The organism is Lacticigenium naphthae DSM 19658, assembly GCF_000425865.1.
GTDB classification, from domain to species: domain Bacteria; phylum Bacillota; class Bacilli; order Lactobacillales; family Carnobacteriaceae_A; genus Lacticigenium; species Lacticigenium naphthae.
In genome coordinates this window covers 19,678-30,956 of record NZ_AUEG01000017.1, presented here as the reverse complement: position 1 = coordinate 30,956, position 11,279 = coordinate 19,678, and the positions used below count along the sequence as shown (strand labels likewise).

Below are 11,279 nucleotides of genomic sequence, written 5' to 3'. Positions count from 1 at the left end.
AAGCGCTGACGAGACCTCCCCGGGTAAGAACGACAACCTTCTGCTCATGTCACTGCTCCATTTACTGTACAGGATTCGGGCAGTATCGGACTTCGCTTTGTTTGGCAAGCTCATCCGTCCTGATTCAGCCTTTGTATGAAGTTTCTGTTCGTCAGTGCAAGCATTTGCGTCCGTCTTCCTTCAGATTCCGCCTCACGGCGGACACCCTTGACTTTCGCTAACAGTTCCTACTGCCAAGTCTGTAGTGGACTTTCACCACCAAGTTGTCGCCCATGCCGGGCGCACCATAAAAAGAGAGAATCCCCTCTTCTAAGGGGATTCTCTCTTTTTAAAGGGATCTCTTTTTTTCTCTTTTACATCATGCCGCCCATCGCATTAGGGTCCATTCCACCAGCAGGTTTATCTGGTTCAGGTATTTCAGCTACTACTGCTTCTGTTGTCAGCAACAGTGCAGCCACACTCGCTGCATTTTGTAGTGCAGAGCGTGCAACCTTTGTAGGGTCAATAATTCCTGCTTCAACCATATTGACCATTTCTCCAGTTGCGGCATTATAACCAATGCCGATTTCAGCATTACGCAGACGCTCTACGATCACGCTTCCTTCTAGTCCAGCATTAGCAACAATCTGACGTATAGGCTCTTCTAAGGCACGAATAATAATTTTCACGCCTGTAGCTTCGTCGCCTTCTGCTTCGATAGCTTCTACCTTATCTAAAATATTGATATAAGCCGTTCCACCACCAGCAATAACGCCTTCTTCTACTGCAGCACGAGCCGCATTTAGAGCATCCTCAATACGCAGTTTACGTTCAACTTGTTCAGTTTCTGTGGCTGCTCCCACTTTAATGACTGCTACACCACCAGCAAGTTTTGCAATACGTTCTTGTAATTTTTCGCGATCAAAATCAGAATTAGTTTCATCAGCTTGCTTGCGTAACATTTCTACACGTTGTTCAATTAATTCAGTTTCTCCAGCACCCTCGACGACCGTCGTATCATCTTTTGTAACTACAACTTTTCCAGCAGAACCTAACTGATCAATAGTCATGTCTTTTAACTCTAAACCTAAGTCACTTGTAATAACTGTTGCTCCAGTTAGAGTCCCAATGTCTTCCAACATTCCTTTTCGACGATCACCAAATCCAGGCGCTTTAACAGCTACAACGTTTAACGTGCCACGTATTTTATTTAATACTAGGGTCGGCAATGCTTCTCCTTCGACATCATCCGCAATAATCAATAACGGACGACTCTGTTGCATTACACTCTCAAGTACCGGAAGAATTTCTTGAACATTTGAAATCTTTTTATCCGTGACTAAAATATATGGATTTTCTAAATTAGCTTCCATCTTGTCATTATCTGTAACCATATACTGAGAAAGGTATCCACGATCGAATTGCATTCCTTCCACAACTTCTAATTCTGTATCGATACCTTGTGATTCTTCTATTGTGATCACACCATCACTACCAACTTTTTCCATGGCATCTGCTAACAACTGACCAATCTCTTCATCTCCAGAAGAAATAGCAGCAATTTGAGCAATGGATTCTTTGGAATCAATTTTCGTTGAAATACTGTGCAGTGCTTCTACTGCTACACGAGTTGCTCTTTCTATACCACGACGGATCCCGACAGGATTAGCTCCGGCAGTTACGTTTTTTAACCCTTCTCGAACAATAGCTTGAGTCAATACTGTAGCTGTGGTTGTTCCATCTCCAGCAATATCATTTGTTTTACTTGCAACTTCGGCAACCAATTGAGCGCCCATATTTTCATAATGATCTGCTAATTCAATTTCTTTTGCAATTGTTACGCCATCATTCGTAATTTGTGGTGAACCATATGCTTTTTCTAATACTACATTACGGCCTTTAGGTCCTAAAGTTACTTTTACAGTATTTGCTAATTTATCCACTCCACGTAACATAGCTGCACGTGCGTCTTCAGAAAATTTAATATCTTTCGCCATTTAATTTCCACCTCGTTAATAAATTTTTAATATCTGTCTAATCAACCTGATTATTCAACAACAGCAATAATGTCTGTATCTTTAACGACTAAGTATTCTTTTCCATCATATTTCACTTCGGATCCAGCATATTTTTCGAATAATACGACTTCCCCTACTTTGACTGAAACAGCGACACGCTCTCCATTATCTAATAAACGTCCTTGACCAATTGCCACTACTTTAGCAGTTTGTGGTTTTTCTTTAGCAGAATCAGGTAATACAATTCCACTCATCGTTTTTTCTTCTTTTTCGGTCACTTCTAAGAGGACACGATTACTTAAAGGTCTTAACATGACTATCCCTCCAAAAATCTTTTTTGATTATCTTTATTCTCAATTAGCACTCGGATGATCAGAGTGCTAACTCCATTTCTTATCTTACCAAATGCTCAAAAAAATTCAAGCCTTACTCTCTGATTTCTGTTATCTTTTCTTTAAATTTTTCTTTTATGGAAGAACTTTCATTTTTGTGTTACATTAATTCATGATTATAGCTCATCTATTTTAATGAAGGCAGGTTTCTAATTATGTTAAAAAAAATCCCTAAACCCGCACTCAGTATATTACTAATTTATATCCTAGCACAATTATCCCCTGCACTCGTTGTCGTTTTTGCTAATGACGAAACCATTGTGCAAGCATCAATTTATGGATCATTGATTAGTTTTACCATTGGTGCAATCTTAATGACTTGGATCCATTTTCGAAAGCCCTTAAGTAACTCCATTGAAAACTCTCAAAAAAGTGCTCTTGTGAAAATAGTTGGCTGGAGTATTGGCGGGATGCTTTTGGCCCTTTTCGTACAAAATATTGCAATTATAATAGAACAAAATCTTTTAGGGATTCCGCAAGAATCTGCAAACACACAATCCTTGTTAGAAATTGTTCGTCACTTCCCAATTTTTATTTTACTGATCAGTATTGCTGGGCCCGTAATGGAAGAGTTTGTTTTTAGAAAAGTATTATTTGGTGGATTGATTGATCATATTGGAGGTATTGGAGCAGCGGTAGTCAGTTCGCTTGCCTTTGCTTTCATCCACTTCGATGGTCATATACTGTTGTATTCCAGTATGGGATTCGTATTCTCTTACATCTATTATAAAACGAAATCTATTAGTACTCCTATTATTGCTCATGCACTGATGAATACAGCCGCGATTTTAGCAAATTTACTGATACTAGACTAACTGAAAGAAAGGATTTAAACTGTGATTTCAAAACAAAAGCTTCTATTTCAAATTATATTAAATTTTATATTTTTTGGTTTCTTTCTCTTTTACACAATTAATTCCGTCAACCAATCTGGATGGAATTTCTTTTCCATTCTCTTTGCTTTATTAGCAACAAACGATTTTGTTAGAGTGGTTAAATTAACAAAGATTTATTTTCAAATCAAAAAAGGAGACAAACCGGAATGATCGGTTCGTCCCCTTTTTTTATTCTTCATTTGCTTTATTTAAGTCTTCGATGTCCTTATAATAATTAATGAAATAGATCAATGTTTGGAGTTCATTTGTTAAATCGACATCATGAACACGAACCTCTTTAGGAACGGATAAGCGCATGGATGTAAAGTTCAATATCCCTTTAATTCCACCTTCTACTAATTTATTTGCCGTTTCTTGTGCAATATCCGCTGGCACAGTTAAAATAGCTACGTCGATTGATTGAATATTTAGCTGCTCAACCATATCATCAACAGAATAAATCGGTACACCATGATAAACCGTATCAATCAATTCCTCTTTGATATCAAATCCGGCACTAATACGAATGTTGTTATTTTTTCTGAAGTTAAAGTTAAGTAGTGCATGTCCCAAATTACCAACACCAATTAAAGCAACATGAGTGAGATGATCTTGGTTCAAAATATGGCTAAAAAAGTTCATTAATTCTTCGACATCATATCCGTATCCTCTTTTGCCCAGAGCTCCGAAATAAGAAAAATCACGTCGGATAGTAGCGCTGTCAACTTTGACTGCCTCACTCAATTCGCTGGAAGAAACACGCGTTTTTCCGTCCTCATGTAAAATATTTAAATAACGATAATAAAGGGATAAGCGTTTAGCGGTAGCTTTCGGGATTTTTTTGTTTTTCATATTATTTCCTCCTGATACTTGTTTTGTTTTTAACAATTAAGTTGTATTCACATTCTACATAAAAAATATACTATTTCACAATGGTTTAGTTGAGAATCTGTCCTATTATATCAAAACAACTCAAAAAAACCAGTAAGAACATCTCGTTTTTTTTCATTATTTTCACAAACTTGATTTGTGAATTGGCTTTCTATTTGTAAGATTCTCTTCCATTTTACCATGATTTTGAGTAATAGTGAACAAGAGTTTTAGGTAGTGCTCTTTCATTTTCCCTGGAATGATTTTTTATTTTTTGTTTCTATGCTAAAATTGAACAGGAGCAAAAATAGAAACGAGGAAGATATATGATATTATTACAAGTTCAACAAGTTGCCCGTCATTTTGGCGCTGAAGTGTTATTTGAAAATATTTTTATGGAAGTAAAAGAAAATACAAGAATAGCGTTAGTTGGACGAAATGGAGCTGGAAAATCTACATTACTAAAAATGATTGCGGGAGAAGAAGAACCCGATGAAGGTCAGTTATCTATAACTAAAGAGGTGACCATCGGCTATCTTTCCCAAGATACAAGCTTGGAATCAGATAAGACTATTTGGCAAGAAATGCTTTTTGTATTTAAACATGTTCGGAAAATGGAAAAGGATATGCATGAAATCGAGGGTAAACTAAGTGACTCTACCATTCAATCCAACCCCGCTCAGTACCAGGAAGCCTTAGCTAGATATGACGATTTGCAGCATGCTTTTAGAGAAGCGAATGGATATGGATACGAAAGTGAAATTCGATCCGTCCTGCATGGCTTTCGCTTTTACGAAGAAGATTACACTAAACAGATCAATGAACTTTCCGGAGGACAAAAAACTCGCTTAGCCCTTGCTCGATTGCTATTAGAAAAAAAAGACTTATTGATCCTAGATGAACCGACCAATCATTTAGATATTGATACACTCGCATGGTTGGAAAATTACCTTCAGACATACACCGGAGCATTACTCATTGTATCCCATGACCGTTATTTCTTGGATAAAATTGCTACTGAAGTCTATGAACTAAGCAGACAAAAATTATCTCATTATAATGGGAATTATAGTGCATATTTGAAGCAAAAAGCTGAAGAAATTGAGCAGCAACAGAAAATTTATGATAAACAACAGAAAAAAATCGAGAAATTAGAAGACTTCGTTCAAAAAAATATCGTTCGGGCTTCTTCTACCAAACAAGCACAAAGTAGAAGAAAGCAGCTAGAAAAATTAGATCGCATAGAAAAGCCGTCAGGGGAAGAAAAGTCTGCTCATTTCCGTTTTTCCATTGAAAGAGAAAGTGGAAATGTAGTGTTAACTACTGAGGAGTTAGCTATAGGTTACGAAAAACCTTTGAGTCAGCAAATAGACTTGGACGTCCGAAAAAAAGAAGCTATAGCCTTGGTGGGACCGAATGGTGTAGGGAAAACTACTTTACTCAAAACAATTATTGGACACCTGTCCCCACTAAAAGGACAGATAAAATTGGGCACCAAAGTCGACCCAGGTTACTATGATCAAGAACAACAAGGTTTGAATCTGCAAAAAACTGTTCTTCACGAATTATGGGATGAGCACCCTTCCATTCCAGAAAAAGATATTCGTACTATTTTAGGTAGTTTTTTGTTTAGTGGCGAAGATGTAGAAAAAAACATTCTCAGCCTTAGCGGAGGAGAAAAAGCTCGCGTGTCTTTAGCGAAATTAGCATTAGAGAAAAATAATTTCCTCATTCTGGATGAACCTACCAACCATTTAGATATTGATAGCAAAGAAGTGTTAGAAAATGCACTTATTGATTATCAGGGAACAATTTTGTTCGTTTCACATGATCGCTATTTCATCAATCGCATCGCAACCAAAGTAATCGAATTATCCGAAAATGGAATTGAAACCTATTTAGGCGATTATGATTATTATCTTCAAAAGAAAGCTGAACTCACTCAACTTAGACAACTAAAAGAGAGTGCTGAAAATGATAATGATCCGGGCGAAACTGTCCCTACTTCATCTATGGAAGAACGAACAGCACAAAAAGAAAAACAAAAACTTCAGCGTAAACTGGAGAGAGAGATTGAAACACTTGAAAAAGAATTGGCAGTTTTAGAAAAGTCGATTGATAACATTCACGCATTGCTTACCTTGCCAGAAAATTTTGCAGAACCAGAAAAATTGGAAAAGTTAAATAATGAACTCATTGAGTTAGAAGAAGAACAGACCCATCTACTCTCACAGTGGGAAGAAAAAAGTCTTTCTCTTGAAGACCTTTTAGAAGATCAATAAAATAGACCTTCATGTTTTTAAAAACATGAAGGTCTATTTTATTTTATGAAAGTTCCAGTCCTGGTTTTGCATTCAATGAATAGTCAACAAAGTGTTGGGTTTTATATTCAACATAAGCGGCTGCACCAATCATGGCCGCATTATCTCCACATAAAGCTAGAGGTGGAATGGCTAAAGATGTATTTTCTAGTTGTTCTTCCACTGCTTTTGATAAAGAATTGCGTAATCCTCTATTTGCTGCTACTCCTCCAGCCAACACAATTTCTTTGACCCCGTATTCCTTAGCAGCACGAATGGTTTTGCTTACCAGCACATCCACAACACTCGCTTGAAAACTGGCTGCTAAATCTTCTTTATTTAGTTCCTCACCTTTTTGCTCTGCATTATGAACGCGATTAATAAACGAACTTTTTAATCCACTAAAACTAAAATCGTAGTTGTTTTCTTTCATCATTCCTCGTGGAAAATGGAATGTATCCTCCCCTTTTTGAGCCATCTCGTCGATGTGCTTTCCGCCCGGGTAAGGCACGCCTATCACACGTCCAATCTTATCGTACGCTTCTCCAGCTGCATCATCTCGTGTTTCTCCAATAATATGGTAATCTCCATCTTTTTGCATCAATACAAGTTCTGTATGCCCCCCACTGACCACCAATGCTAATAAAGGAAACGTCAATGGACGAACTAACTGATTAGCATAAATGTGACCCGCAATATGGTTAACAGGAATAAGAGGTAGTCCATGGGCAAACGCTATTGCTTTAGCTGCGCTGATCCCTATCAACAAGGCCCCTACCAATCCTGGTCCTTCTGTTACAGCGACAGCATCTATGTTTTCGATGCTGAGATTCGCTTCATTAAGAGCTTCTTGAGCAATCAATGTAATTTGTTCAACGTGATGGCGACTAGCTATTTCTGGTACAATACCACCGAACCTCTGATGGCTTTTTATTTGAGAGGCAACCACATTAGACAAGATTTTTTCTCCATCTTCAATGACCGCTACACTCGTTTCGTCACAACTGGTTTCAATCGCCAATATTCGTACTCTTTTCATAAAATCACGGGTATCTGTACTTAAACCCTGCTCCTTTCGTCGTTCAATCTTTTTGATCATTACTCGAGCATCTTCTCTAGGGTGCGAATAATAATTTTTTCTTTCCCCTATTTTTTCAAATTTATTCTTTTGATATAAATTGATTGCCGCTTCGTTTGACTTTCTTACTTCTAAAAACAAACTATCCACCTGAACATGTTCAAGATAGCTATTTATTCGTTCAAATAATAAAGTAGCGATACCCTGTTTTTTGAATTTTTTATCCACTACAATTAAATACAGCTCTGCTTCTGGAGGCAACACTGACAAAATTGCATACCCTATCAGTTGATTTTCATAGTATGCAACAATACACTGGATATTTCTTTGCTCAGTCACCTCCATGAACTGTTTCACTGTCCATGGAGGTCCAGTGCTGTAACTTCCTTCGGTCAAACGAAACAAGGTTTCTCCCAAGTTTGGTGGTGAAGAATATTTTTGAATCAATTCAACAATTATTTCACTTCTATCCATTACTTATCTCATCTAGACGTAGACTCATTTCGACAGCATCTTCTTGGTCAGAACTATAGTATTTTCTTTTCACGCCTACCTCTTTGAACAGAAGATTTTTATATAAATTCTGTGCTTCTTGATTTGATGCACGAACTTCTAGACTCACTAATTGCATTTCCTTTAAATTGGCGATCCGTATGATTTCTTTCAATAAAAATGTAGCAATTCCTTTGTTTCGAAATTCCGGGTGGACAGCTAGATTTGTTATATGGGCTTCATAGGCGACAAACCAACTCCCGATAAAAGCAATCGGGCGATCCTTTAAATACATTATCTGGTAGTATGCATTCGAATTAAATTGAAGCTCATGTAATAACGCCGTTTGGTTCCAAGGAGTTTCACCATTGTAACAATTTCTTTCAATTTCTAAAATCCCCGATACATCTTCAACTTTAGCTACACGAACACTCAAATATTGATTCTCCCCTACTGAATAAAGTTCAGTAGAGGGGTGGAAAATAGTTTGTTTTGTTTTATTTACTAACATAAACCCATTATACTGAAGCCATTCTTTAAATTTTTTCAACATATAGCCCCCCAACCTCATTGGGATGAGCTGCTTTCCATGTTTCTTCTGCCTCTGTTAATTTTAAATATTCGGGAATAAATGTATGAACATTGACCGGTTTTTCTTCATAAGCTAAAGTTGCTAATCTACTTGCGCGAGGCAGATTCCATTCGTCTTCTGCCATTTTTACTTTATCCGCCAATTCTTCTTTAAAATAGACTTCATGTTTTTTTATATCTTGTCCTACAATTATCATAGGTCTTTTGTATTTTGATAAATAAAAAGCCCATTTTTTTGAAGATATATGTGTGTCCTCTTCTAAAGGTACGTATGATCCGTTTTCCATTTTATATAATCCTGTATAAATATTCCCTCTTCTCGCATCAAATAAAGGGACGATCAATTGTCCTTCTGCATATATGTTTGCTGCCAATACTTTTAGACTTGATACTGCGACTAAATCGATATCCAAAGTCCAGGCCAACGTTTTGGCTACGGTTAAACCGATTCTTAAGCCTGTATAAGACCCTGGTCCTTTAGAAATGGCTATGCGATTTAAAGAGTCTGGGGACCAATTGACTTCTTTCATCAATTTTTCAATAGCCGGCATTAATCGTTCACTATGATTCCGTTTAACATTTGTCGTTAGTTCCGCAATCAATTTCTTGTCTTCATTTAAGGCAATACTCATTACCTGATTGGATGTATCTATAGCAAGAACTCTCATTATAAAAGACTCCTATTCCTTTCTGCTTTTCATCAAATGCATTAGCTTTAGTTTCTTACATATTAGCATAAAAATAGCAAGAAGTAATCATTCTCATTTAACACCTAAGTAGTTATAGTTGATTTTCGTTCGGCATCCTTTTATTCTTTCAGTAAAGATCAAACCAATTTTTGATGATTTAAGAAAGGAGAATAACCATGGCAAAAATTTTATTGACCGGGGCAACAGGTACTATCGGAACAGAATTGACCATCTATTTAAAAGATAAACATGACCTCACTTTAGTTGATATCGATTTCTCTTCTTTTCCAGAAGAATTGCAGGCAGGTTGCAAAATTGTTCAAGCTGATTTATCTGAAATTTCGGAGTGGGAAGGCTTGTTAGATGATATTGAGTATGTCATTCAACTTGCAGGAGAACCTGACCCTGAAGCAGATTTTTACGCCGACTTACTTGATCTCAATTACAAGCTGCCCCATAATCTTTATCAGGAAGTTCACTCTGCACCTCATGTTAAAAGAGTAATTTTTGCTAGTTCCATCCATGCTGTTGGAGCCTATCCAGATAATGTTCAAGTAAAGACATCAGAAACTGTCAGACCGAATGATTTATATGGTGTGTCCAAAGCTTATTTGGAAGCACTCGCGGCCTATCATTCCTATGAGCACGGAATAGAATCCATAGGTATACGAATCGGAGATTACAAAAAATCAACAGATTTACTTGCTGATGATCCAAGAGGGATGGCCATGTACTTTTCAGCCGAAGATATGAATCATTTGATCGACTGTGCACTTAAGGCTGAAATGAAGCAACCTTTTCTTTTAGTTAATGGTATTTCAGACAATACTTTTCCGCGTTTAGATATTTCACAAGCAAATGCGGCTCTAGGTTATTCTCCAAAAGATAATGCATTTGAAATAAAAGGACACTTTTCAAAATAGAAAAGAATAATGAACTTTTCAGAAAATACAAAAAGAGAAAATCGTAAAAAAGCTACCCGATTTTCTCTTTTTTTGCTGTACTCTCTCTTTCAATCAATTCGGTTTGAATAATAATCTTTTTTTTAATACTTCTTGTGCCCTCTAATCGTTCGTGTAACAAGTCGATTGCTGATTTGCCCATTTCTTCAGTGAATACTTTGATTGTGCTCAAAGATGGAGTCAAATACTTTACCACACTGCTGTCATTTAATCCGATGATACTTACCTCGTCCGGAATTGTAACAGAAGCTTCCTGCAAAGCTTTTAGCGCACCAATAGCAAGTGAATCGTTTGCCACAAAAAAAGCAGAGGGTAACTTTTCTCTGTTCTTTGATAGAAAGTTCTGCATCTGATTTTTCCCAGAACTGATAGAAAATGTTCCAACAGAAAAAAATTCTTTGTTCAGTAGCCCAAGCTTACTTAAATACTCCTTTACATAGGATGTGCGTACATCGATCCAATCCCCTGTATGATCACTAAATTCTTCCTTCCCTCCAATAAACCCAATTGTAGAATGACCTTGTACAGTAAAAAAATCTATTGCTTTTTTAACAGCCGTCTTCAGATCACTGACAACGATATCTTCTTCGATATCTGGGCAGGAGTCGACAAAACACACATATTTAGTCTGCGAGCGTAGTTGTTTGATTTGTAAATCACTGAACTTCCCAATCGCTACTATGCCATCTGTTTTTTGATCGATAGCAAACGTATCCAATTGAAATACACCTATATTTTCATAACCTAATTCTCTTGCTCTTCGTTCAGCAGCCATACGAATGGAGAGATAATATAAATCTTCCAATTCCTCTTTTTTCGAATGCCACTGAATAATTGCAATTTGTCCGGGTTTCATTCTTTTTCTTTTTTGATGTTTTGTATACTCTAATTCTTCTGCTGCTTCGAAAATTTTCTCTCTTTTTTCATCACTAACTGATAAACTTGTATCATAATTTAAGACCCGCGAGACCGTAGCACTAGAAACGCCTGCTAATTGAGCAATATCTTTCAATGTTGCCATAAAAATTCTCCT

At 36.9% G+C, this 11,279-nt stretch carries 11 protein-coding genes and 1 pseudogene; 4 read left to right on the top strand and 8 right to left on the bottom strand.

The genetic code is table 11. The features are described 5' to 3' along the window. Positions 1–353: 353 nt before the first annotated feature. Both groL and groES read right to left on the bottom strand, forming a co-directional pair. Positions 354–1,976: a chaperonin GroEL gene (gene groL / locus H626_RS0108940; RefSeq protein ID WP_027109059.1), complete on the bottom strand. Its 1,623-nt coding sequence runs from the start codon at positions 1,974–1,976 to the stop codon at positions 354–356. 50 nt (positions 1,977–2,026) lie between these two features. Next, positions 2,027–2,311, bottom strand: a complete 285-nt coding sequence (groES, locus tag H626_RS0108935; protein ID WP_027109058.1) for a co-chaperone GroES — start codon at positions 2,309–2,311, stop codon at positions 2,027–2,029. A gap of 233 nt (positions 2,312–2,544) precedes the next feature. Between groES and H626_RS0108930 the strand changes: the two genes are divergently transcribed. Then, positions 2,545–3,204, top strand: a complete 660-nt coding sequence (locus tag H626_RS0108930; RefSeq protein ID WP_027109057.1) for a CPBP family intramembrane glutamic endopeptidase — start codon at positions 2,545–2,547, stop codon at positions 3,202–3,204. A 21-nt stretch (positions 3,205–3,225) separates the two neighbouring features. Further along, entirely contained in the window at positions 3,226–3,435 is a 210-nt protein-coding gene (locus H626_RS0108925) for a YdiK family protein (RefSeq protein WP_245570092.1), read from the top strand. Between the two features lie 18 nt (positions 3,436–3,453). Here the strand turns inward: H626_RS0108925 and H626_RS0108920 are convergent, their stop codons facing one another. After that, positions 3,454–4,116 (bottom strand): redox-sensing transcriptional repressor Rex, encoded by a 663-nt coding sequence (locus H626_RS0108920; RefSeq protein WP_027109055.1) that lies wholly within the window; start codon positions 4,114–4,116, stop codon positions 3,454–3,456. A gap of 344 nt (positions 4,117–4,460) precedes the next feature. Here H626_RS0108920 and H626_RS0108915 point away from each other — a divergent pair, with 344 nt between their 5' ends. After that, positions 4,461–6,416: an ABC-F family ATP-binding cassette domain-containing protein gene (locus H626_RS0108915; RefSeq protein ID WP_027109054.1), complete on the top strand. Its 1,956-nt coding sequence runs from the start codon at positions 4,461–4,463 to the stop codon at positions 6,414–6,416. 43 nt (positions 6,417–6,459) lie between these two features. Here H626_RS0108915 and tsaD read toward each other — a convergent pair whose 3' ends face one another. From tsaD to tsaB, 4 genes and pseudogenes are all read right to left on the bottom strand, one after another. Next, the gene (gene tsaD, locus H626_RS0108910; RefSeq protein WP_027109053.1) at positions 6,460–7,473 is read right to left on the bottom strand and encodes a tRNA (adenosine(37)-N6)-threonylcarbamoyltransferase complex transferase subunit TsaD; all 1,014 of its coding nucleotides are present in this window, start codon (positions 7,471–7,473) and stop codon (positions 6,460–6,462) included. Positions 7,474–7,542: 69 nt separating this feature from the next. Beyond that, a pseudogene (gene rimI / locus H626_RS11660) lies at positions 7,543–7,986 on the bottom strand (ribosomal protein S18-alanine N-acetyltransferase); the annotation flags it as partial. Next, the gene (rimI, locus tag H626_RS0108905) at positions 7,979–8,557 is read right to left on the bottom strand and encodes a ribosomal protein S18-alanine N-acetyltransferase (RefSeq protein ID WP_027109052.1); all 579 of its coding nucleotides are present in this window, start codon (positions 8,555–8,557) and stop codon (positions 7,979–7,981) included. The gene rimI (H626_RS0108905) and the pseudogene rimI (H626_RS11660), both read right to left, overlap by 8 nt. Continuing rightward, positions 8,541–9,263, bottom strand: a complete 723-nt coding sequence (gene tsaB / locus H626_RS0108900; RefSeq protein WP_027109051.1) for a tRNA (adenosine(37)-N6)-threonylcarbamoyltransferase complex dimerization subunit type 1 TsaB — start codon at positions 9,261–9,263, stop codon at positions 8,541–8,543. The genes rimI (H626_RS0108905) and tsaB overlap by 17 nt, the downstream gene beginning before the upstream one ends. Before the next feature lie 197 nt (positions 9,264–9,460). Between tsaB and H626_RS0108895 the strand changes: the two genes are divergently transcribed. Further along, positions 9,461–10,207 carry an NAD-dependent epimerase/dehydratase family protein gene (locus H626_RS0108895; RefSeq protein WP_027109050.1) on the top strand — a complete coding sequence of 249 codons (747 nt, stop codon included), beginning with the start codon at positions 9,461–9,463 and terminating at the stop codon, positions 10,205–10,207. Positions 10,208–10,259: 52 nt separating this feature from the next. Here the strand turns inward: H626_RS0108895 and H626_RS0108890 are convergent, their stop codons facing one another. Beyond that, positions 10,260–11,267 carry a LacI family DNA-binding transcriptional regulator gene (locus H626_RS0108890; RefSeq protein ID WP_027109049.1) on the bottom strand — a complete coding sequence of 336 codons (1,008 nt, stop codon included), beginning with the start codon at positions 11,265–11,267 and terminating at the stop codon, positions 10,260–10,262. Between the last annotated feature and the right edge of the window lie 12 nt (positions 11,268–11,279).

What these genes read in the sequence shown, in the direction of transcription:
- H626_RS0108920 (WP_027109055.1), bottom strand. Translation starts at nt 4,116, where the DNA reads ATGAAAAACAAAAAAATCCCGAAAGCTACCGCTAAACGCTTATCCCTT.
- tsaB (WP_027109051.1), bottom strand. Translation starts at nt 9,263, where the DNA reads ATGAGAGTTCTTGCTATAGATACATCCAATCAGGTAATGAGTATTGCC.
- groES (WP_027109058.1), bottom strand. Translation starts at nt 2,311, where the DNA reads ATGTTAAGACCTTTAAGTAATCGTGTCCTCTTAGAAGTGACCGAAAAA.
- rimI (WP_027109052.1), bottom strand. Translation starts at nt 8,557, where the DNA reads ATGTTGAAAAAATTTAAAGAATGGCTTCAGTATAATGGGTTTATGTTA.
- H626_RS0108890 (WP_027109049.1), bottom strand. Translation starts at nt 11,267, where the DNA reads ATGGCAACATTGAAAGATATTGCTCAATTAGCAGGCGTTTCTAGTGCT.
- H626_RS0108930 (WP_027109057.1), top strand. Translation starts at nt 2,545, where the DNA reads ATGTTAAAAAAAATCCCTAAACCCGCACTCAGTATATTACTAATTTAT.
- groL (WP_027109059.1), bottom strand. Translation starts at nt 1,976, where the DNA reads ATGGCGAAAGATATTAAATTTTCTGAAGACGCACGTGCAGCTATGTTA.
- tsaD (WP_027109053.1), bottom strand. Translation starts at nt 7,473, where the DNA reads ATGAAAAGAGTACGAATATTGGCGATTGAAACCAGTTGTGACGAAACG.
- H626_RS0108915 (WP_027109054.1), top strand. Translation starts at nt 4,461, where the DNA reads ATGATATTATTACAAGTTCAACAAGTTGCCCGTCATTTTGGCGCTGAA.
- H626_RS0108895 (WP_027109050.1), top strand. Translation starts at nt 9,461, where the DNA reads ATGGCAAAAATTTTATTGACCGGGGCAACAGGTACTATCGGAACAGAA.